The sequence below is a fragment of the Mycoplasma sp. AC1221 genome, from assembly GCF_054353815.1.
The window spans coordinates 1-24,145 of the sequence record NZ_JBTHHH010000001.1; the positions used below are offsets into that span (position 1 = coordinate 1).

The following is a 24,145-nucleotide window of genomic DNA, read 5'->3' on the forward strand; positions in this document are numbered from 1 at the left end:
CAACTGATGCTTGTAAACCTAAATAAATTTGTTCAAGTTGCCTTGGTGAATATTTGTTAAAATCAAATTTTTTATCTTCGAAAAATTGTGGATAATCCTTTTTTTAAAAAAGATTTAAACTTTTCAAATAAATGATGTTTTTGAATTATTTCAGTATATGTTGTGTATATTCCACCAGCTAAATCATCAAGTTCTAAAATAGTATCTGGATAATTGTTATTATTTAGAATTTTGTTTATTTGTCATTTAGCAGAATTAAGATATTTATATCCATCTGGTTTTATTTGTAATTCAGAATAATTTCTTCATAAAAACTCTTTATGTGAATATTTAGTTTGTATATGAATTTTATTATTGCTGATATTTATATAACTAAGTGAAACATAAGGTGGATTTTTAGTTAAGTTTTGATAAATTTTATTATAAATACTTTTGATATCATTAATATCAAAATAATTTGTATTTAAAAATATTACTGAATCTTTATCAAAAACTTTATATAGATCTTGTTTATTTATATGAAAAATTTGTGTTGTATCAATATAACTTACTTTATTATTTAACATCTTTGAATTAGTTATTTCAACTTCGTAATTATATTTAAATCTCTTTTTATTATCAAAATCAGATGCACTACGAGCAGAAACATAATAATATTCATTATCTTGATAATTTTTAAAAAATATTACAGGATGCTTACCAATATTAATTCCTAAGCGATTATATGTTATTGAATATTTTGGCATTACTAATTTCATTAAAATATCTTTTTCTCTCATCATATTCCTTTATCACTTAATATCTAAACTATATTTGATATAATTATAAAACTAAAATTGAGTTAGATAAATGTCTAATTTTTAGTTAAAAAGAATATAATTATTCTAATAAAAAACTTAACAAGAATTTGTTATTTTTTTACTATGTAAAAGGAGGTTTGATGCAAGAAAACAAAAATGATTCGTTAGAAACTCAAAAAGAAAATGTAACAAATGAAACCAGCATTTGTGATCCAATTTTTGAAGAAACCAAAAAAGCCGAAAATGATAATAGTTTAATTTCAAAAATATCACGAAAAACACTTACATTAGAAATTGGAGAAATTCTAGCAGGAACCAGCGAAAGAAAAACTCGTTTAGTTAAAAAAAATACCATTTATAAAAGAACCAAAATGGCAAATTTCGGATTGAAACTAAGTTTGCTTTATTCACAAAAACCTTTTTGAAAACTTGTTTTAATTACAATTGCTGCTGCTGTCTTTTTTGGCGTTATTTCGGTTTTTTTAGTTAAAAATGTCGGAATTTATAACTTTGGATTAGCAACTTTTGGACAAGCTTTATCAAAACTTTTAATTGTTTTGCTTCCAAAAGGAAGTGTTACACTAGGAATTCGCAACTTTTTAGATCAATTTGTCTTTTGATTAGCTTATATAATCCTAAGCATACCGATATTTATTTTTGGTTATAAAAAAATAGGTAAATTATTTACGAATTTAACGGTAATTTTTTTAGTTGTTTCTTCATTAGTTTCCTTCGGATTAGGATTTATTCATAATATTGGTTCAATCTACTTAATTGGTGATTTTTCAAATGCTGAAATTAAAAAATCACTTTCTGAATGACAGCAACCATTAAGCGGGATAATCCCACTAACCTGAAAAGATGGTGGAAATATTATTGCATTATTTGTTTTTGCTATTATATACGGATTTTTACTTGCATGAATTTTTGCAATTATTCAGATAATCGGTGGAACTGCTGGAGTTACAGGGATTATTGGTGAATGATATGCAAATACTAAGCAAAAATCATTTGGTTCTATTTCAGGGAATATTAACATTATAATTGTTTTAATTGGTGTGTTAATTGGTTCATGATTACCTGGTTCACTACTTTTGGAAGCAGCCTCAAAATCAGGTAATATTTCTGGTCATGAACTTGCTCAAATAAACTCCTTAAAGTGATCATTTCAATTATATTTATCTCCAAATTTTGTTGCAACAATCTTAACAAATATTGTCTATATCATTGTTTTAAATAAGTTGTATCCAAAATTTAAGTTAGTCCGTGTTGAAATTTACTCACTCAAAAAAGCAGTAGAAATCGCTCAAATCATTAAAGTTGACCGTAAAATTGTTACAGGTGTAAGTTTGTTTAAAGCACAAGGTGGTTATTCAAATGAATTATTAGATGTTGTTACATCAATTACATTGTTTAGACAAGTAAATCGAATTATAAAAGATGTCCGAAAAATAGATAGCGATGCATTTATAGCAATATCCGATGTTACCAGCATTGATGGACACATTTTCTTACCACAAAACAAATTTTAAAAAACCAAGTTTCCTTGGTTTTTTTTGTATCATCATATTATTTGCTACTAGCAAAAGGACATAAATGAATAACTTTACACAATTTGAGAATTATTTTTTACCTTGGGGGTACAAGGCTAAATAATTATAATTAAAGAATTTTAAAATATTAAATATTTACAAATAAAATTCACTTTTTTATTCTATAAATAAAATTATTTCCACATTTGTTCCATTTTTTTATTTTTAATACTTTTAAATGTATTTCTTACTCTTTCGTTTCTACATCATTTAAAATTTGATTAAAAATATCTATTATTAATGAATGTGGTATGGCAGAAGCGGGTCCTGCTTCACATATTTGTTCATTTACCATTTTATTTTTTTGAACAGGTGTTTTATATCTTTGCACAAAATCCATTGCGCCCATACCACTTTTGACTTTACGAGCCTTAATCATCCGATTCAATGAAGCCAATCCTAACATCCTACTATCCAAATCGCGTCTAAGTTTAATGTTGTGATCATCTTTTAATACATAATACTTTTCACCATTAATTTCTTGTATCGTATAAGGTGGATCGATTCTTCCTTTTTTTAAAATTAATTTTAAATTGCTATAAAAATAAGTTGCTTTAGTTGTTAGAAAACCATATTTTCCATAGCTTGCTTCATTAAAGTAATGATTTTCATTGTGAAAATCTTTACGGTTAAATTGTATATATTTTCACATCATTGATTGTTTAGGATTTTCAATATAAAAATATTTTGGTTTATAAAACTTTATTAATTCAATTGTATTATTTAAACATTTTTCACCCAGACGTTTGATAAAAAGTTGCACATCTGCCTTTAAATTTTTAGTAAAACCACCCTTTAATCTTTCAAATTCTTCTACACTTCGTTCTAAAACATAATCCTTGGTTTCATTTAGCTTTCAAAAAGGAGTTCCTCCACCCTTCATTGCTAAAACACAACTGAAACTTTGACACAATGGACTAGCAACGATAATATCAGGTTTAGGATATTTTCAAAATAATTGCACTATATTATCTGATGCTAAATCTAATTTATAATGGTTATTTCTAGTAGGTTCAGTAATATCTCATGTATATATTTCAAATTTTTCTTTTAAATATTTATCTTCATTTATTGCATTAAATACTGAGTTTTGACCACCACCGAATAAATCCCAGACAATTAATTTCTTCATAATTCATCCGTATAAATTTCAAATAATTTTTTTATTTCTTTAATATCAGTGTTTTTGATAATAAAACTATCAAAATCACTTTGTATATTTTTATTAAATAAATTGTTATAAAGCGAATTAATTATTTTAAAGCTAAGTTCTTTTTTAATAGTTTCTTTCGAAGAGCCTTTATGAATCCCTGTATGACAAGCAGCACACAATGGAATTAAATTTGTGCTACTATGAATCATATTTCAATCAATTATTTCACCTTTATCCTTAAAATACTTAATAAAATATCATTTTGGAACAATATGATGAATATCTACATAAGATAAACCGTAATTATTTAATTTATCTATATCAATGTTTTCACCAAGTGGGCATTTATAGTCATAATTTGAGCTTATCAAGGCACATTTATAATTTCATAAACTTCTAATTTTTAAGACTTCATTTTGGTTTATTTTTGGACCTTTGTTTATAAGTGAATTTTGAATTTTCATATTTTCAGAATATGGATTAAAATTCATCTTATTAACTGTTTCTTTAAAATTATCAAAAATTTCTTCATCAAAGTCATTCGATGTTACATAGTATAAATATTTTATTTTTGATTGCTTATTTTTCTTAATTCAATAAGGCAAAATTACATCCGAATTTAATGGTAGTATCTTATTTTTTAAATCACTATATTCCATTAAAATAAATGAATTTGATACAGATACTTGTTTGTTATAACCAAAAAATGATTTACTCATAAAAACTAAGTAAACATCTTTATTTTCACGGTATCCAGCTACTAAAATAGAATCTTTTTTATTTATCACATCATCTAAAAACGAATCATTTCTTAACCTTATTTTGTTAGGCTGATAAATATTACAAAAAGATGTAAAGTGTATATAATACAATGATTTTTGATTCATATTTTTGAATTTTGATAACTGGTATCCTAAATTAGATAAATAACTAAATAACCTTGTCTTTTTAAAATCTTCTAACGGTATTTGTGATTTAGATAAATGTTTATAAATCTCTTGATAATTCTTTTGCATAAAATCCTTATAAGTTATAAATTATAACAATTATTTTTGTTGCTGCTTGTTTATATCTAGTAATTTTATGTTTATTTTCATAACATATTCTGAATCTAACTCACATCCTATGAAATTTCTATTTAATTCTTTTGCTACAAATGATGTAACACCACTACCACTAAATAAATCTAAAACAAGATCACCCGGATTAGAACTTGCTTTTATTATTCTTTCAATCATTGTTTTCGGTTTCGGTGTTGGATGATTAGTCTTCACAACCTTGCCGTTAACTTTATTCGTATGTCTAACCGACGGAATTTCTCAAATATCAGTACATAATTTACCATTCGGATTAGGTGTTCATCGTTTCCCTTTTTTAATTATCCCTTTGTTTTTAGCATTCAAAAGTCGCTTCTTCGAAAGATATTCAGTTCTTATATCATTATAATTGAATGTATATTTATTAGATTTTGTTAGGAATGTAATTGTCTCTTGATTATTAACATATTTTTTCTTACTTGGTGAAAAACCATCTTTTTTATATCAAATAATATTATTTTTAAATAACATCCCTTTGTTAATTAAATAAACTAAAATGAAAGCAGAATTATATGAATTATTGAACAAATATATGCTTGCTGTATCTTTTAATTTCATAACTGCTAAATCTAATCAAGAATACATAAATTCAAAATATTCCTGATTAGATTCAAATTTATCTCAACTGCTTTTATTTAAATTATAAGGTGGATCTGCAATGATTAAATCAACTGAGTTATCTTTTAAATTCTTTAAAAACTCAATAACATCCATCTGATACACTTTATTAACTTCCATATTACTCCTATAACTTTTATATTATAAATCTTAATATATGAATATCTTCACAAAACGTTTTATATATTGTTATTTTTGATGTTTTTGTTGAATAAATTCCATATTTTTTGTTCTTTAATTCTCTTCTTTTGAAAAACTATATAATAATCATATGCTAAAAATTTATGTTTGTGGACCTACTGTATATAATGATGTGCATATTGGGAACCTTAGACCAATATTAACTATGGATCTTATTTTAAAAGCGGCCAGAGTATTAAATATCGACTTTAAATTTATACATAATATAACAGATATCGATGATAAAATCATTAATAGAGCTTTACAGGAAAATGTCAGCGAATCAGAAATAGCTACAAAGTATGCAACTTATTATTTAGATATTTTAAAAAAGTTAAAAGTTGACACAGTTTATCAATATGAATATGTTACAAAAAATTTGGATATTATTGAAGATTTTATAAAAAAAATGACATTAAAAAATCATACATATATATCACAAAATTCATTATATTTTGATATAAAAAATAACTTATCACACTATGGTATAGTATCAAAACAAAAAATTGAACATATGATTTTTGATGAAAATCTTAGAGAACATAAAAGGTTTTATGCTGATTTTGCTTTATGAAAAACAACTGATAAAGGGATAAAATATCATTCATCTTTTGGAATTGGTAGGCCAGGTTGACATACTGAGTGTGCAGCTTTAGTTTATAAACATTTTAATAATGATGGACTCGATATCCATGGAGGCGGTATGGATTTGACATTTCCACATCATGAAAATGAAAATATCCAATATTTTGCAGTAACAGATAATGATATCACCAAAAAATGATTGCGAACTGGACAAATTAATTTAAAAGGACAAAAGATGTCTAAATCATTACAAAATTTTATTTTAGCAAAAGATTTTTTGAATCAATATACAGGTGATCACTTAAAATTATTATTTTTGCTAAATTCTTTTACAGCAAATATTAACATCGATGATAATGCAATAAACAATATCGAAATTTTGTTAAAAAGAATTAAGAAAATCTTCTTTTTAAAATACCTAAAAAATATTAAAAGCAACTATGATAAAGATAAATACAAAAATATTATGCGACTTTTATATCAACAAAAATTTTCTGATTTTAATAAAAAGATTAATGATTTAATTAAAAACATTAATATCAATAAAAAAAGTAATGATATTAGTTTACTTACTGAAATTTTTAGTACCTTAAGATTTGATATCTGTGATTTTGATTATCTACCTTATGTCAAAATATATCATCAATGACAAGAACATCTGCAAAATAAAGACTACCAAAATGCAGATTTACTCAGAAATACCTTAATGGAACAAAAATTGGTCTAAATATGGACAAATGTTATGAAAAATTTTAAAGAAAATATGAAAGAATTATTAGTGTGTGGAAAAAACACCTTGCTTGACGCAATTGCTGCTAAATATAAATTTAAAAAAATATATTTAGCTAAAGCAGAATACACTAAATTTTTAAAGAAGACTAACAATGTAGAAATAAAGGATAATGCTTTTTTAAATAATATAACCAAGGAAAACCACCAAGGGTTTATTGGTATATTAGATGGTTTTAATTATAAAGATATAAATCTTATAATTAAAACCAAACCACAATGTATTTTAATTTTAGATCATTTACAAGATCCACATAATTTTGGTGCAATCATTAGAACTGCTAATGCAGCCGGAATCAAAGACATTATTATTCCAAAAGAAAAAAGTGTTTTAATTAATTCTACCGTGTTAAAAGTTGCATCTGGTGGTTTTGTAAATATCAATTTTTACAAAGTATCTAGTCTTTCGGCAACAATTTTGAAACTTCAAAAATTTGGGTATTGATCTTATGCTACCACCATAGATGCTAAGGCAATTCCACACACACAAATAAAATATAATAAACCAACTATTTTAGTTGTAGGAAATGAAGGAGATGGAGTTTCAAAAAGTGTTTTGTCAGTCTGCGATCAAAGTGTTTATATCAAACAATATGGAAGCATACAATCTTTAAATGTTTCGGTTGCAACTGGTATTATCCTTTTTGATTATATCAGTAAATTAAATGAGGACTAAGTTCCAGATCAAAAATCTTGATTCAGAAGTTATTGAGTTTTTAAACTTGGATGAAAGCAAGAAACACATCACAAATAATCAGATTATTCAATCATTTATAAAGCAATACCAGCAAATTTTATTCGCTGTATGTCATAAAATCCAAAATGTATATTTTGATCATGTATTTAGTTTTGATGAGATATTAAATGCAGCATATTATGAACTATTGCAGATGTTAAAAACAAAACGCAATCAGCAGGACATCCCTTTTGCTAACTATTTTTGAAGTATGCTAAAGTATCGCATTATCAATTTTTTTAATGCTCATTATGGAAGTCAAAGTCGTTTTGAAAACAAGATCGGTAGACACAATATAAATTTCAATCGTTTGCAAAACAAACTTTCATGATATAAAAACTTTCAAGAAAGAAACAATAAAAACGAAGCATATGTAAAATTAATTTCAATTATGCATCTGTTAAATGAACAAGAAAGAAATTATTTGCAAAACTTATTAAATAATAATAAAATGCATTATACAAATTCAAAACAAAAAGAAATTACAACAAACATCCGAGCAAAAATTACTGATTTCTTCTAAAAAAATAGTCCAATAATTATGGGCTATTTTTTAAAATTTGGTAGAATATATTACAAAAGGAAATTATGTCAAATCAAAGCAATAAACCATCTTATAATGTTACAGAACCAAGACAAAATGAATTTAAAAATAAATTAATTTCTTATATGCAAACTGATGCAATGTCGCGTTACGAAGAACCTGTTGCAAGTTTGCTTCGTAAAAATATTAGTAGTGCATTTGAAGTATCTAGAGATAAATTTGGTTCAATTATTTTTTATAAAAAAGCAAAGAATCCTAATGCTCCAAAAGTTATGATTGCTGCTCATATGGACGAAGTAGGATATTTAGTTCGTGATTTTACCAAAACTGGACAACTTCTTTTAACTCCAGTAGGCGGAATTTGAGCCTCTGTTGTTATTGGAACTAAAGCAAAATTAATCACTTCATCAAAACAAGAGTATATAGGTGTTTTCGGGCATACCAGCATCCATATTATGGAAGCATCAAAAATTTCACAACCTCTTACAAATAATGATTTATATGCAGATTTTGGTTTTTATTCAAAAGAACAAGCAATTGCTGCAGGAGTTCAAATAGGGGATAGAGTTTATTTATCAGGTGAAACAATTTTGTTCAATGATACAAATTTAATTGGTGGAAAAGCAATGGATAATCGTGCAGGTGTAGCAGTTTTAGATGATATTGCTTCACAGATAGCTAATTGTGATTTAGATGTAAATTTATATTTAGTAGGGACTGTACAAGAAGAAGTTGGAACCCGTGGTGCTCGAACATCAGTTTCAATTATTAACCCAGATATTGCAATTGCTCTTGATACTACATCTTCACATGATACATATGCAACTATACCAGGTAGCACCAAATTAAATGCAGGTGCTGCAATCCGTGTAAAAGATGGTGGAACCTTGATGGATCCGAAACTAATTGATGCATTTATAAAAATATCAAATAAATATCAAATTCCTACTTATAAATTTGTTGCTGCTGGTGGAGGAACTGATGCTAAGGAATTACAATTTGCTCCAGGTGGGGCATCTGTGTTAACAATTTCACTACCACAAAGATACTTACATAGTCCCATCGGGGTTTGTGCAATTTCTGATTTATTAGCTACTAGTGATTTGATAGTTAATTTTCTTAAGGATTTTAATGATTCAGAATATCAAAAAATTAAGTATAATTAATTATTAAGGAGTAACAATGGTTGAAATGTCAACAGGAGCATTTGTTGGTATGATGATAGGTGTTATCATTTTTGTTATTTTTGCCGCTGCAGTTGTAACATTTATTGTTGCAAAAAAAATGTTTCAAAAACAACTTAAAGAAAATCCACCTATTACAGAAAAACAAATTCGAATAATGTTTAAACAAATGGGACGCACTGCTAGTGAATCACAAATTAGACAAATTATGCGTTCTATGCAATCTGATAAATAATCTCTAAGGAGTTACATGAGTTTTTGGTTTAAGGTTCGTAAATTCCTTAAGTCTTTAAAATTAGTTCAGCTATTTATAAAATTTTTAAACTGACGCAGAAATATTTCGCAATTAAAATATCTTTTAATTGTTTATTTTTTTGTAGTTTTGATTTTTAGTTTACTGCTTTGAAGTCCAATTACTCAAAAGACATATAATCATAATTGAACTTCATTTGATAATTATATCAATGCTTTATTTACAACAGCTAGTGCTTTTTCAGATACCGGATTAGTTGTCTATGATACTTTTTCACATTGAAATTATTTTGGTCAAGCGATTATTGCTATTTTAATTTTACTTGGTGGAATCGGGATATTTGCCTTAAAATTCTTTATTTTCAATTATTTATTAGGTAGACAAATCACATCAATTGGAAATGTGAAACTGCTCCAGCATGAACGCGGTAGTTCGGATGTTAATGTAACTATAAAATTAATTATATCTTCTTTGAAATTTTTATTAATTGTCATACTTATTTCAAGTATTTTAATGTCGATTTATTTTTATTACACTCCACCACAACAAACATTAGGAATTAAATCATATTTACAAACACAAGGCGCATATATAAATCCTTATAAAAACTGAGCACACTCATTTAGATTTGGTTTCTTTCACACTATTTCAGCTATCAATAATGCTGGTTTTGACATTATTTCTGGTAATTCAATCATGCCTTATTATCTTAATTTTGGATTACAAATATGATTTATCATCCTTTTTGTGATAGGTGGCTTAGGTTATCCAACAATATATGATATCCATCGCTATTTAAAACATAAAATCCGTAGATACCAAGGAAAACATCGCTTTAGTTTATTTACCAAAGTTTCAATTATTTCCTATATTTTAGTATTTTTAGTAGGTTTTATTTTAACAATTTCCTTTGAAGCAACATCTAAATCACAAAATACTATCTGAAATAAAGTTTATATCCCAGGAGCATATTATCAAGAATACAATACTTGATTATCTGCAGTTAATAATAACCAAAAACTTCCACATCTTTTAAATATCACAAATTCAAATAATCTTAGCGATTCAGAATTAAAAATATACAAATTATTAAACACAAGTAAGGATAATCTTGAAAATTTAAAACATTATATTAATCAAGGTTATATGTACGGAAACAATTTTGATAAAACTTTTGCGATAATATTCACAACTTTTTCAACACGTTCTGCTGGTTTTTCAAGTGTGAATTTACGAGATTTTAGTGCAAGTTCAATTTTAATATGAACAGCTATGATGTTTATTGGTGCTGCACCATCATCAACAGGTGGTGGAATACGAACAACTACTTTTGCTGTCTTGCTAATGACTACCATCTCTGTTTTAATGGGTCGCAAACGGGTAAGAATGTTTAAACGTGCTATTGAACAAAAAACCGTCTTTATGGCTACACAAACTTTTATTTTAGCTTTTGTCTTAGTCTTTTTTGTCACTTTAATCACATTTACTTCCTTTGATGTTTCAGGTGGACACATCAGTACATCAAATATGATGCAAACTGGTTCAAATTTATCAAAACCTTATTATGATCCAATGCATATCATTTTTGAAGTTTCTAGTGCTTTCGGAACTACCGGATTAAGCACTGGAATAACTAAAGATCTCAATGTTGCTTCAAAACTTGCATTAATATTAACAATGTTTATCGGTCAATTCGGTGTTTCATCAACCTTGTTGGTATGAAAACGTAAGAAATCAAAAGATCGCAGTTATGAATACATCGATGCTGATCTAGCAATCGGTTAGGAGAAAATATGAAATTTAAACAAAGCGATGACATCGCTGTTATCGGGTTAGGTCGCTTCGGACAGGCCGTTGTTGAAGAGTTAATTAAATTAGGCAAGCAAATTACAATTATCGATACCGACTCAGAACGGTTAAAACTTTATGAAGATGATGCACAAAGGCTTATAGTAGGTGATGCTGCGGAAACAAAATTGCTAAAAGCAATTGGTGTAGAAAAAATCGGAACAATCGTTGTTGCTGTCCCTGATAATATCGAAATCATTGCAGCCTTATTAGAATTAAAAGTTAAAAACATTATCGCTCGCGCTGTAAGTCGTCGTCACGCAAGGGTGCTAAGACAAATTGGTGTTAGTGCAATTTTGCGGCCTGAACAAGAAGCCGGAATCCGTGCTGCATTAATTGCATCAAATGAAAAATTTATTTTATATAGCAAGAATCTACAAGAACTCGGTGATGGTTTTGTGTTAGGAAACTCTGTAATTAAAAACAAAAGTATTTGTAATATACCAATTCGTGATCTAAATTTAAACAAATGAGAAATAACAATCGTGTTAATTAAAACCCAACAAAAGAAAATTAGACCAACTGCTGATACTGTCTTACATGAAAATGATACAGTTACTGTTATCGGTGAAATAGAAAATGTTACTGCTGCCTTTGAATGATTTAATAACCAAAACTAAAATTATTTTCCACATTGATAAAATGTGGAAAATTTTTTCACAAATTTTTTAACACCTATTTTTAAATATACATAAAAATAGGTGTTTTCTTTTGTTTTAGTCAAAACAAAATTGATTAAGAAACTAAAAAAATAAAAAATATAAAAATTTTATTTATAAGTGGTGGTAAATAGTGGTAGAATTTTATTAGATAGTGGGAGGACGTGGTAATGGTTGGACAACATACAAGAAACCTAGATGACAAAAACCGTGTTATCTTACCTCCAGTCTTTCAAGAACAGTTGGGTAATCAATTTATGGTTAGCATCGGTTTTGATGGTAATGCCGAACTACGCAGTATTGAAGAATTTGATAAATATCGTCAAAATATTGAATCAAAAAGCTTCTTTAATAAAGATGTGAGAAAGGTAACTAGATTTATTCTTGGTAATTCCTTTTTGGCCACACTAGATTCAGTGGGTCGTTTTAGCATCCCGAAAAAAATTACTACTGATCTTGCTATCAAAAAAGAAATAACATTTGTGGGTATGGGTTCGCTTGTTGAAATTTGAGCTAAGGAAAAATTTGATGCAGAAAATGCTGAAATATCACTTTCAGATATGTCGGCATTAGCAGAAAAAATTTCGCTGCTATAATGACAAACTTACATTATTCTGTACTCCTTAATGAAAGCATCGAATCCTTGCACATAGATAAAAATGGAATATATATCGATTTAACCCTTGGAATGGGTGGTCACTCAGAAGCGATATTAAAGCAACTTGAAAACGGACACTTGTATGCTTTTGATAAAGATGACTATGCTATTAAGATAGCATCTGAACGTCTTAAAAAAGTATCGAATAACTTCACGATAATCAAAAGTGATTTCAAAGATATAAAATCAAGATTATCGGATTTAGGTGTTTATTCAGTTGATGGAATTATTGCTGATTTAGGTGTTTCATCTCCACAAATCGATCAAGGTCACCGTGGATTTAGCTACAACAAAGATGCAATTTTAGATATGCGTATGAATCAAGATCAACAATTAACTGCTTATAAGGTAGTTAACGAATATAGTGAAAGTGATTTAGTACGGTTGCTATATAAATACGCTGATGTAAAACTTGCTAGTCGGGTTGCGAAAGCCATTATAGCATCGCGTCCTATTGAAACAACACTAAAATTAGTTGATGTGATAAAAAGAGCATATCCTGCTGCATTATTACGTGCTAAAAATCCTGCAAAACCTGTATTTCAAGCAATTCGCATCGAAGTAAACGATGAAATCAACTCTTTAAAAACAATGCTAAAAGATGCCATTAATTTGTTAAAAATCAATACTTCCTTAGTAATTATCACCTTTCATTCAATTGAAGATAAGGTAGTAAAAGAGCATTTTAATCAGCTTTGTAAGTCAAAACTACCAAGCAAATTACCGATTCAAGAACCAAAAGCATTTATTCAAAAGCAAATTTTGCCTACTCAAGCAGAAATTCAAATTAATCGACGCTCAAAAAGTGCAAAATTACGTAAATTAACTAAATTAATATAGAAGGAGTTAAAATGAAAATATTTTTAAATTTCAATATTCATCAAAATCATTTTTACTTTTCTTCTATTAAAAATTCAAATAACAACTTTAGCAAAATCGCCGAAGATGTTAAAATCTATTATCAAAAATCCATAATTATTTTAGATTTTATTAAAGATAAAATCAACACTTATACCAAAAAATACAAAAAAGATGATATTTTTATTAATATCAATTTAAAAGATGACTTATTTTTAGAAACTAAATACATCCTTAGTCAAAAGCAAGTTAATACAGATGTTTTAAATGAAAAACCTGAGCAAATTGAAGATTTTATTCATTTGAATACCTTTAACTACCAATATCAAACATTTTATAATGGTGTTTATAAATACTATGATACTTTTCCAAAAGACAAAGATTATCAAAGTTTGCATCAATTTCAAAGTCAATTATTTGTTAAAACAAATAATTTACAATTAAATTCCTTTCTTGTAAAGACATATAAATACTTGACAAATTTAAACAAAAAAAATATTACATACACACTTGCAACCTTTCAACAAATTCTTGCAAGCTCACTTAATCAAGAAAATAACAACCTTTTAGTTAACATATGTGATAGTAATATTTATGTAAGTTTTATAAAAAATGGTTATATTCTCAATACTATTAACATCACATTGGGTACCGATATTATAGTAAATAAGTTTTTAGATCAAAATTTAAGTAAAAAAGTTATTTTTGCAAGAATCAATGAAATTTTATCTTGTGATTCTGGTCAAATTCTCGATGAAATCAACAATGATATATATTCACTTTTGATAAACTTTGTAAATATATTATGTTCAAAAATCAACCATATTTTAAAATATAATAACAAAGAATTAAAAGTTTGAATTAATAGCAGCAATGACTTATTAACAGACTTTATAACTAAAAAACTTACAGAGCAAATAAACATTGATTCAAAACTACTGAAAGGTTTTTATCAATTAAATTCCATTACCCAAAGTGGTTTTAACTTGATACATAAACTTGATCCAATTATTAAACAGTCAATTATTTTTGCTAATTCATTTAACTATGATGATAGTGGACACTTACAAACCGTTACGCGTGAAATTGATTTAACATATATTAAAAACAAAAGTTTTTGACAAAGAATCTTTGCTTTTAAACATTAATGAAAAGTATTAAAATTTTAGATATATGTGGTAGTTTTTGTGAAAACCCAATTTCTTTTCAGCAAAATGATGAAATTGAATATATTGCAATTTCTGCAAATAAACAAGAACTCAGTAAAAGTTTTTGTGAAAGCAAAATATTAATAAAAGAGAATCTAAAAGATAATATTGATGACTTTAGCAGTCATATTGATGCATTAATGTTAAAAAATATACTAGCAGATGCTGAAATTGTGTTAATCAGCAGTTATATAGATAATGTAGGAACTTGGTTAACTCCTACAATAACAAAATTAGCAAAAATGCTAAATAAATTAGTTGTTTCAGTTATCAAAATACCTTTACAAAATTCATATTTACCTAATATAAAGCAATATTTAGATAAAATCATTGAATGTTCTGATGCATACACTTTTGTATCAACGCAAAAAATACATCATATGTATCCATACTTTCCAGATCAAGAAATTAATAAAATCGCAAACTTACAATTAAGTTATTTAATTAACTTCTTAAATGAAAATGCTAATAATTCAATAAATCTTGCAAATTTAAAGAAGACGTTAGAGAATTCAGGATTAACTTATATTACTGCTGCAAAAGCATCCGGAAGCAATTTAAGTAGTAAAATAATTAAGAAGTTTTCTACATATAATTTAAATGATTCCCAAATCCAAAATGCTGCAAAAGTTTTTGTAAACATTAAAACAGATGTCAACACAAATAAAGAAATTAGCCGAATAATTTCCGAAATTGTTAAATATTTTAATTTATCTAATGATGTACAAATTATAAAAAATATAGTTTATCAACAAAAATCATTTAGTTTTATAGATGTAAATGTATTTATAAGTGGAATAAATCAAAATTTAGTAAATCGAAATAATTCTCTTGATAATAATATAAAAAATTTACATATAAATGATGTTGAATCTACTGATGCAAAATATTCGCAAGGATTGAAGCAAGCAAACTCAGAAAACACAAAAATTATTTCGAATCAAAAAAACTATAATTCAATGTATGATTCATGATTCTCGAAGTCTTAGAAGATAATTATTAATCAGAATTATAGTTTGCAAACTAGTAATATTTACTAGTTTTTTTATATAAATAAGCATAATAATGTTTATCATATAAAAATAATTAGTTATTTGAATTTTTAGTTAAATTGAATTAAAAACAACTAAAAAAAATAAGTAAATTTTGACTAAATTCATATATTCTATTTTATATTATGGTAAATGTTGTAAAATTAATAATATATGAAAAAAAGAACCTGAATTATTATTTTTTATACCATTATAACCTTTGGATTCATTTGATTAAAATGAAAAAATAAAAGTAAAAATCATCAAAAAAATACTATTTACCAAGAAAACAATTTACCATTTAAAATTCAAACATTAATTAATGCATTAAAACATGAAAATATTATCGAAATAACCAATACACACTACAGAGTTAATATCATCTTAAAAGATACTAAAATAATTGATATACAGTCAATAAAGGCTTTAAAAGGTGTTCGTGGGTTGTTTTTAAAATCTAATTCTATTTCTATCACTTTTGAACAATATACAGCAGCAGTAGCAGATGCTTTAGCAAAATATATCAAGTAGGTACTTATGCAAGAAAACAAATACCAAGTAATTTTAGATAATTTGCTCGATATCACACAAAATGATGCATCAATTTTTACTAAACTTAGTGAAAATAATTGTGTAGATATTTATAATCTTTTACGTCTTGAAGATTTTAAAGAAGTTTTGAATAAGGAAAAATTTGAGATCAGTTTATTAGATGGAAACTTGATCGATTTTATCGATCAAGTTAAAAATACTTACGATTTTAATTCTTTAAAATCTCTTTTAGAATCAAAAGCAAATAAATATATAAGAACATCTAAGGTAGATTTTAAAGCTAATTTTGAATATGAACAAAAAAATGTGATCAATTTTTTAGAACATATACAACAAAAAGCGATTCGCAAATGAAAAATTTTAGATAATAAAGTAACATCCATTTTGGATGAAACCAATACATGACCGTTACACATCGGATTTTTGTTTGTTTCACTGCGCAAAGATGACAAAGTTATTTATGCACCAATGTTTTTTAAAGAAGTTCAAATTAAATTTAAAAATACTATTCCTTATTTATTTTCAGATGGAGATATTAAAGTTAATGAAAAACTCATTTTCTTTTTAAACAACTCAGGATTTAACCTTAACATCGATTCTAACTTTGAGAACTTTGAAATTAATGCAATTTTTGAAAAACTAAAAACCGATTGAAACAATTTATTTACCTTACCTAATGATTTATATGATAAATTTACTCCACTTCGCAGTGATTTGATTATTAATGAAAACTTAATGTTTCATAAGGGTATGTTATTAGGGATTTTTCAACCTTGAGGTGGATATTCACGCAATCGGATGAAAGAAATTATTAATAACGATGAAATTAATGATATTTTTAAGGTTGAATTTGATAAAAACAAATATAAAAACAAAGTGATACAACTTCTTAAAAATGAAAATATTTCATTATTTAATGTTGCTAAATCCAATCTTTCACAAGATAAAGCAGTTTTATCTGCATTACAGCAAAATACCATTATCTGAGGGCCTCCTGGAACTGGAAAATCACAGACAATCGTTAATTTAATAACAAATATTTTAATTTATGGTAAAAAAGTTATTGTTGCTTCACAAAAGAAAGCTGCCTTAGATGTTATTAATGAACGTCTTGGAATTTTAAGTAAATTTTGTTTATTTTTACTTAATTATAAAGATGTTAAAAAGAAAAAGTTTTATCAACCTATTCAAGAATACCTTGATATGCTGGAAAATTTTGATTCAAAGCAACAACTACAAAAATATCCAGTAATAAGCCAACAAGAAAGCAGACATATTGTTAATGTAAATAATATCCTGAATCAAGATGGGATAAACCAACTATTTCAAGCATATTACTATTTATACAAATACAAAATGGATGTCGATTTAGAAAATGATCCACAGTTTATTAATGATTTACCAAAAGATATTATTTACCCTTCATCAACCTTACAAGAAGGAAAAGTTGCAAAAAGCATTTTAAAAGAAAATAATAGTTATTTCTTATTTTTTATGAAAAAATATTGAAAGATTCGCGATGTTGCTAAGCAGATCGAAAACAAATTAAGCAACTTTTCAGGAAGTTTATACCGATTAATAAACAATTTTCATTCTATTAAAAATGTTAGTAACTCGGTAAAATACCTAAATCGCATTATCAACGAATCTAAAAATATCAATTTCGATCAGCAAACATTAAGTGCTGAGATAGTTAAAAACATTACCTTAGAGCGCTATGTAAAGCAAATCAAAGAATTTAACCCACAATTGCAACGATTATATCGTGAATTTTCACAAAGTGTTCGCATCCAAAATCTTGAACCGTATCGTTTTGTTAAAAAATATGCTGAAATGATTAAATTAATCTTCCCTGTAATTGTAGCAACACCAGATACAGATTTATCTGCTTGAAATAAAGAAGAATTTGATTATGCAATCTTAGATGAATCTAGTCAAATATTCATTGAAAAAGGTTTACCGATTTTATATTTAGCTAAAACTAAGATATTAGCCGGAGATAAACAACAAATGCGTCCAAGCAACTGATTTGGTTCACGAAATACTGATGATACCATTTTTGGTAAAGTAGATTCACTACTTGATTATGCTTTATCACTAGGAGTGTATCAAATTATTTTAGATAAAAATTATCGTGCTAAAAATGCTGCATTAATGACTTTTTCATCTAAGTACTTTTATCAATCAACCCTCGATGTAGTTGATAATGCATCTGCTAGTGATGAAAATTCAGTTGAAGTATATCAAGTTGATGGAAACTGAGAAGATAATCACAACAAAGTTGAAGCACAAAAAGCATTACAGTTACTTAATTTAAATTTAGATAAATATAATAAAATCATTTTATTAGCATTCAACTCACGACAAAGTGATTATTTAACTAACCTAATTTATTCATACCATCCAAATTTAGAAGCAGCAATTAATCAAAAAAAACTATTAATCCGTAACATCGAAAATATCCAAGGAGATGAAGCAGACTTAGTAATTGCTACTATTTCATATGATAAATCCACTAAGTTAAATTCTACATATGTTTCACGAAGTGGTGGTTCAAATGCTTTGAATGTTGCTATATCGCGTGCTAAAGAGAAAATGATAGTGATCAAAACTATTAAAGCAGATGATATACAAATTCTGCCAAATTCATCGGATGATTTAATTATTTTTAAAAAATGATTACAGTTTTTAGAAAGGGATGCTGATTCAAAAAGAGAGCTTCTAAAAGAAACATTTGCATCTAAAAAACTTGATTCATCGGTAGAAAACCAAAGTAAAGTAACTTGATTTAAAGAACTTGTGAAGACTGAATTTGAAGATATTATTAAAGGTAAACACAATTATGAATTATTTACCAAATATAACATCGGATCATTAGATATCGATTTAGTTATTACTAAGAATGAAAAACCTTATAAATGTGTGCTTTTTGACACTTTTGAATACGGAGAAAATGCTATAAACGGATATTTAGCCATCCGCGATAAATTTCGCTTCTTAAAGGCTAAAAAATACGATGTTATTGTAATTAATCCAATCAATTGAATTACTATGCAAAATCAAATTAGTTTATGATTTGATTTTGATGAAGTAGTTTCAGAAAACCAACCAACCAATACCTACATTTTAAATAAAACTAATATTTTTGTTGCTACTGATGCTGATATTAAACTTACAAGTTCGCAAAATACCTTGCAGCAAGACCAAAATACAGAAGTTAAAAAGGTTACACAACAAATTAATTATCATTCAATTGAAGAAGATAAAAATGATGCTATGATTCTTACATCACTTATCCAAAATGATGATCATTTAGATGCAGAATTACATAAAATTTTTAGTCAGAGTATCCAAACTAATGAAGATATTAAGGAAGAAACAGGAAATCAAACCCTTGATGTCAAAACCGAAGATATTTCAATCCCAGATGATTTAGATGCATCAGTTGCTGTGATTGGTAAAGATGAAGAAGTTGCAGCACCGGTATATTTAAACGTCAGCAAAGAAGTAGAATTTACCGAAAATGAAATTGGTTATTGAGATTCAATTGGGATAAAAGTTGATAATAAATCAACTTTTGATAATTTGACAACAGATTATTTATACGAAGATCCAAAAGATTGAATTATGAGTAATACCGATGAAATATCTGATGAGCAAACTAAAACCGTGGTAAATGATGACTTTTTAAAAGATGTTGATGAATTTACCAAAACTGTTGAAATGAAAATAGAACGAAAGGATAAATAATGAACCTTTCTGATGTTTTATCAATACTTTCAAAAAATATTAAACGAAAAATTATTTTGCACTTATTTACCTGTCACGAACAAGAATGCGATGTTTTAACACTTGCTCAAACCTTAAAAAGCAAACAAGCCAATATTTCAAAACACCTTAGCGATCTAAAGAAAAAAAACATCATTGATGCTAACAAAAAAGGTTTATTCACTTATTACTTTTTAAATAAAAAATTTAAAAAGAAATATTTTGATCTTCTTAACACTACACATACATTAAATACTGAAAATGTGGATTGCAAATGCATTAACGATGGACACATCAAATAATGAATCATAAAATTTCTTTATTTTCTATTACCTATGGAACCAGAATTTTATTTCTGGTTACTATTTTGCTAGGTGTTTCTAGCATCATTTTAGAAACATATATGCCTTTATTTGTTAAAGACATCACTGATACAGTTTCTGATGCATTCAAAAACTATGATGATAAATATCACATTGTGCTTAAAAATGCTGCATTATTAGTTTCTTTTGGTATCTTAATCGGTGGTTTCACTATGCTTAGTGCTTATTTAAATGTTATTGCTCGGTATCGTTTTGCAAAGAATTTACGTTTAAAACTTTTTTCCAAAATACAAACTTTTTCATTTGAAGATATGGATAAATTTTCAACAGGTGTGATTGTAAACCGACTTAATACCGATATTGATAACATTGTAAAGTTGTATGGTATTATGGGCCGACCGTTATTTAGACTACCAATTATGTTTATCAGTTCTTTGGTTTTTGCTATTACACAATCAGGTGTGCTATCAATTATTTTTGCAGTCAGTTTACCATTATTATTTGGATTCTTTTTAATTATGTGAAAATACGGTATCCCAATTTTTTATAAAACATTTAAAAAATCTGATCAATATAATACAAAGTTGCAAGAAAACCTTAATTCAATGAGACTGATTAAATCATATGTAACTGAAAACCAAGAAGCACAAAACCACGATGCTGTAAACAATCAAATGCGAGATATTAACATCAAAGGTGAAAAGGTTTTTACTTGATATCATATTGTGATTATGAATAGCATTTTTATGTCGGTGATTGCCTTAGTTGTTATTGGAGTAAATCAAGTGCTAGCACAAAAAATAAAAATCGGTACTATTACAGCTTTTTCAACTTACATATGAATGATAACTGGTTCTTTTCTAGGGATTTTAAACATCTCAGGTGAACTGTTTCGCTCTATACCAAGTGCTAAAAGATATAATGAGCTAATTAAGCATCAAGTTTCGATTATTGAAAAAGAAACTTGCATTAATAAAGAAATTTTAGGTGAAATTGAATTTAAAAATGTGTACTTAAAATATCATAGTAACTCATTTTACTCATTGAAAGACATTAATTTAAAAATTAAGGTAGGTCAAAGTATCGGGATAATTGGTGCTACATCATCAGGAAAAAGCAGCATACTTTCGCTGATACCAAGGTTTTATGATGCAACCGATGGATGTGTTTTAATAGATGGAATTGATGTAAAAGATTATTCTTTTTCTTCGCTTCGCTCTGGTATTTCAGCAGTTTTTCAAGATACATCACTTTTTTCAGGAAGCATTCGTGATAACCTCAAATGAGGTAATCCTGATGCCAGCGATGAGCAAATTATCGATGTGCTAAAACAAGTTTGCATCTGAGATTTTGTAGCAAGTCAAAAAGAACAATTGGATTATCAAATTTTACAGGGTGGTAAAAATTTATCAGGTGGACAAAAGCAAAGGTTATATTTAGCAAGAGCATTGATTAAAAATCCTAAAATACTACTTTTAGATGATGCAACATCAGCATTAGATGCTAAAACTGAAAAAAGTATTTTATCAGTTTTAAATAACATTAAAACTACCAAAATCATTGTTTCACAAAAAATTGCTTCACTTGCTATTTGTGATCAAATTGTTGTGATTGAAAATGGAATGATAACAAATGTAGGTACTCACAATGAACTTATAAAAACTAATTCATATTATCAGAAACTAAATATGTTGCAAGGTGCTTTAGGAGGTCTTGATGCGAAATAATTTTCATACCTCTTTTGCTAAGCAAGTTCCAAAACTAACAAATAAACAAAAAATTTCTACCTTTAAAAATATTTTAAAACTACTATGAAAAGATAATAAAATAACTTTAATTATTTCACTATTTTTAATCATTATTGGTTCAGGTGGTCTGCTATATAATCAAGTTTTTATCGGAAAAATTATTATTGATGGATTTTTGCATAATTTTTCTGCTAATGCACAAAATTATGCAAAAACATTTAACTATAAATGGTTTTATATTGTTGTTGCTTTATCAGCTGTATGATTTTTTATAACAGTTTTCGCTGGTTTTATCTGAAAAAGATTATTAATTAAAGTTTCGAATCATACATTAACTAAGTTACGTAGCAACTTATATAAGCATATTCAAAGTCTACCCATTGCATTCTTTGATGCTAATTCTAAAGGCGACTTAATGGCTCGCTTTACATCCGATATTGATACATTAAGGGATTTTTTATCTAACTCGCTTCCTAAGGTTATTGATACATTTATCACTTTAAGTGTTTCAGTAGTAGTTATGTTTTCGCTGAATTGAAAACTTGCCTTAATTATGCTTGCAGTGATGTTACTGATTTTAATGTTTTCATATTTTATCGGGATGCAATCTAAAAAAGGATTTATCAAGCGTCAAAGAAGCAATGGTGCTTTATCAGGATTTACTGAAGAAGTAGTATCAAATTTAAAGACATTAAAAATCTTTGGTCAAGAGCAAAATGTTTTAAATGATTATCAAAAATATTCAAATTCTTTATACCAAGACGAACTAAAAGCCCGTGGTTATGCTGATTTGTTGTTTCCGTTTGCAATGTGGACAGGTAACATAGGATATATTATTGTAGCTGTTTTTGGAGCAATTTTATTGATCAACGGACAAAGTGAAGGTTTCGGATTAAGTGTTGGGGTATTAATTGCATTTACTCAGTTTGCTAAAAGTTTTTCTGGCCCTGTTTCATCAATTTTAGAAGTAGCCAATTCGATAATCATCGCATTAGCAGGTGGTAAACGTGTGTTTGATATTCTTAAGCAATCCCCAGAACTCAATCACGGTAACATCCAAGCTGTTAAAGTTGTTTTAAAAAACAACCAATACATCGAATCTGAATCAGATGCAGCATTTTGAGCGTATAAATTTACTGATGCATATGGATATTTAACAGGTTATCAAAAAGTGCATGGAGAGGTTGTTTTTGATAATGTGTCTTTTGGATATGATCAAAATATTGCTATAAAAAACATCTCATTTAAAGCAAAAGCAGGAAGTAAAATCGCACTAGTTGGGCCAACTGGCGCTGGTAAAACCACCATCACTTCCTTATTAATACGCTTTTATGAGCAAAATAGCGGAGATATTTATATCGATGGGATTAATATCAAAGAGATTGATAAAAACTCACTACGTAAGGTGATAGGTATGATTTTACAGGATGCATCATTATTTTCTGACACAGTAGCCAACAACATAACTTACGGATTCGATACAATTGACCATCAGCAGTTACATAAATCCATTCTTGTCTCAAATTTAACAGAACATATAGATAAGTTGGATGCTAAAGAACACACCTATCTCAAAGATCGTGGTAGCAAACTCTCACAAGGACAAAAACAACTTATTACAATTGCAAGAGTTACTTATAAAAATCCACCTATTTTAATCTTTGATGAAGCAACATCAAATATAGATACCTTAACTGAATCTCAAATACAAACATCGATGGATAAATTAATGCAAAATCGAACTACTTTTATTATCGCGCATCGATTAAGCACCATTAAAAATGCTGATCTGATATTAGTAATTAATAATGGACAAATTATCGAGCAAGGCAGTCATCAGCAACTGCTACAAAATCAAGGTAAATACTTTCAGTTATGAAATAATTCACAAAAGCAAAATATCTAACACTGCTTTACAGTGTTTTTGAATCAAAAAAACATCGCAGATGCGATGTTTTTAA

At 27.2% G+C, this 24,145-nt stretch carries 21 protein-coding genes; 17 read left to right on the forward strand and 4 right to left on the reverse strand.

Features of this window, described 5'->3' with window-relative positions:
- Positions 1-71: 71 nt before the first annotated feature.
- Positions 72-779: an Mbov_0400 family ICE element protein gene (locus ACXYRK_RS00005; RefSeq protein ID WP_458617387.1), complete on the reverse strand. Its 708-nt coding sequence runs from the start codon at positions 777-779 to the stop codon at positions 72-74.
- Positions 780-940: 161 nt separating this feature from the next.
- Between ACXYRK_RS00005 and ACXYRK_RS00010 the strand changes: the two genes are divergently transcribed.
- Positions 941-2,332, forward strand: coding sequence for a DUF2179 domain-containing protein (locus ACXYRK_RS00010; protein ID WP_458597357.1), 1,392 nt, complete (start codon positions 941-943; stop codon positions 2,330-2,332).
- A gap of 247 nt (positions 2,333-2,579) precedes the next feature.
- Here the strand turns inward: ACXYRK_RS00010 and ACXYRK_RS00015 are convergent, their stop codons facing one another.
- The 3 genes from ACXYRK_RS00015 to ACXYRK_RS00025 are packed head-to-tail and all read right to left on the reverse strand — an operon-like array spanning position 2,580 to position 5,380.
- A complete protein-coding gene (locus tag ACXYRK_RS00015; protein WP_458617388.1) occupies positions 2,580-3,524 on the reverse strand; it encodes a hypothetical protein in 945 nt (314 codons plus the stop codon).
- The gene (locus ACXYRK_RS00020; RefSeq protein WP_458617389.1) at positions 3,512-4,561 is read right to left on the reverse strand and encodes a hypothetical protein; all 1,050 of its coding nucleotides are present in this window, start codon (positions 4,559-4,561) and stop codon (positions 3,512-3,514) included. The genes ACXYRK_RS00015 and ACXYRK_RS00020 overlap by 13 nt, the downstream gene beginning before the upstream one ends.
- A 30-nt stretch (positions 4,562-4,591) precedes the next feature.
- Positions 4,592-5,380 (reverse strand): DNA-methyltransferase, encoded by a 789-nt coding sequence (locus ACXYRK_RS00025; RefSeq protein ID WP_458607348.1) that lies wholly within the window; start codon positions 5,378-5,380, stop codon positions 4,592-4,594.
- Between the two features lie 151 nt (positions 5,381-5,531).
- Here ACXYRK_RS00025 and ACXYRK_RS00030 point away from each other — a divergent pair, with 151 nt between their 5' ends.
- The 16 genes from ACXYRK_RS00030 to ACXYRK_RS00105 all read left to right on the forward strand — a co-directional run bounded on the left by ACXYRK_RS00030 (position 5,532) and on the right by ACXYRK_RS00105 (position 24,090).
- Positions 5,532-6,752: a class I tRNA ligase family protein gene (locus tag ACXYRK_RS00030; RefSeq protein ID WP_458607349.1), complete on the forward strand. Its 1,221-nt coding sequence runs from the start codon at positions 5,532-5,534 to the stop codon at positions 6,750-6,752.
- 15 nt (positions 6,753-6,767) lie between these two features.
- On the forward strand, positions 6,768-7,490 hold the full coding sequence (gene rlmB / locus ACXYRK_RS00035; protein ID WP_458597352.1) for a 23S rRNA (guanosine(2251)-2'-O)-methyltransferase RlmB: 723 nt from the start codon (positions 6,768-6,770) through the stop codon (positions 7,488-7,490).
- Entirely contained in the window at positions 7,480-8,073 is a 594-nt protein-coding gene (locus ACXYRK_RS00040; protein WP_458597351.1) for a hypothetical protein, read from the forward strand. The genes rlmB and ACXYRK_RS00040 overlap by 11 nt, the downstream gene beginning before the upstream one ends.
- A 65-nt stretch (positions 8,074-8,138) precedes the next feature.
- Positions 8,139-9,260 carry a M42 family metallopeptidase gene (locus tag ACXYRK_RS00045; RefSeq protein WP_458617390.1) on the forward strand — a complete coding sequence of 374 codons (1,122 nt, stop codon included), beginning with the start codon at positions 8,139-8,141 and terminating at the stop codon, positions 9,258-9,260.
- A 16-nt stretch (positions 9,261-9,276) separates the two neighbouring features.
- Positions 9,277-9,513 carry a YneF family protein gene (locus tag ACXYRK_RS00050; protein ID WP_458597349.1) on the forward strand — a complete coding sequence of 79 codons (237 nt, stop codon included), beginning with the start codon at positions 9,277-9,279 and terminating at the stop codon, positions 9,511-9,513.
- Positions 9,514-9,528: 15 nt separating this feature from the next.
- On the forward strand, positions 9,529-11,316 hold the full coding sequence (locus tag ACXYRK_RS00055; RefSeq protein WP_458617391.1) for a potassium transporter TrkG: 1,788 nt from the start codon (positions 9,529-9,531) through the stop codon (positions 11,314-11,316).
- An 8-nt stretch (positions 11,317-11,324) separates the two neighbouring features.
- The gene (locus tag ACXYRK_RS00060) at positions 11,325-11,999 is read left to right on the forward strand and encodes a potassium channel family protein (RefSeq protein WP_435130478.1); all 675 of its coding nucleotides are present in this window, start codon (positions 11,325-11,327) and stop codon (positions 11,997-11,999) included.
- 209 nt (positions 12,000-12,208) lie between these two features.
- Positions 12,209-12,634 (forward strand): division/cell wall cluster transcriptional repressor MraZ, encoded by a 426-nt coding sequence (locus tag ACXYRK_RS00065; RefSeq protein WP_458597347.1) that lies wholly within the window; start codon positions 12,209-12,211, stop codon positions 12,632-12,634.
- A complete protein-coding gene (gene rsmH / locus ACXYRK_RS00070) occupies positions 12,634-13,536 on the forward strand; it encodes a 16S rRNA (cytosine(1402)-N(4))-methyltransferase RsmH (RefSeq protein ID WP_458614149.1) in 903 nt (300 codons plus the stop codon). Before ACXYRK_RS00065 ends, rsmH begins: the two co-directional genes overlap by 1 nt.
- Before the next feature lie 11 nt (positions 13,537-13,547).
- A complete protein-coding gene (locus ACXYRK_RS00075) occupies positions 13,548-14,702 on the forward strand; it encodes an MAG3720 family protein (protein ID WP_458617392.1) in 1,155 nt (384 codons plus the stop codon).
- Positions 14,702-15,751, forward strand: a complete 1,050-nt coding sequence (locus tag ACXYRK_RS00080) for an FtsZ/tubulin family protein (RefSeq protein WP_458617393.1) — start codon at positions 14,702-14,704, stop codon at positions 15,749-15,751. Before ACXYRK_RS00075 ends, ACXYRK_RS00080 begins: the two co-directional genes overlap by 1 nt.
- A gap of 216 nt (positions 15,752-15,967) precedes the next feature.
- On the forward strand, positions 15,968-16,324 hold the full coding sequence (locus ACXYRK_RS00085) for a PTS glucose transporter subunit IIB (protein ID WP_458617394.1): 357 nt from the start codon (positions 15,968-15,970) through the stop codon (positions 16,322-16,324).
- Positions 16,325-16,330: 6 nt separating this feature from the next.
- The gene (locus ACXYRK_RS00090) at positions 16,331-20,095 is read left to right on the forward strand and encodes a DEAD/DEAH box helicase (protein WP_458617395.1); all 3,765 of its coding nucleotides are present in this window, start codon (positions 16,331-16,333) and stop codon (positions 20,093-20,095) included.
- On the forward strand, positions 20,095-20,415 hold the full coding sequence (locus ACXYRK_RS00095; RefSeq protein WP_458607356.1) for a hypothetical protein: 321 nt from the start codon (positions 20,095-20,097) through the stop codon (positions 20,413-20,415). The genes ACXYRK_RS00090 and ACXYRK_RS00095 overlap by 1 nt, the downstream gene beginning before the upstream one ends.
- Positions 20,415-22,163, forward strand: a complete 1,749-nt coding sequence (locus tag ACXYRK_RS00100; protein ID WP_458617396.1) for an ABC transporter ATP-binding protein — start codon at positions 20,415-20,417, stop codon at positions 22,161-22,163. Before ACXYRK_RS00095 ends, ACXYRK_RS00100 begins: the two co-directional genes overlap by 1 nt.
- Positions 22,153-24,090, forward strand: coding sequence for an ABC transporter ATP-binding protein (locus ACXYRK_RS00105; RefSeq protein ID WP_458617397.1), 1,938 nt, complete (start codon positions 22,153-22,155; stop codon positions 24,088-24,090). Before ACXYRK_RS00100 ends, ACXYRK_RS00105 begins: the two co-directional genes overlap by 11 nt.
- Positions 24,091-24,145: the final 55 nt, after the last annotated feature.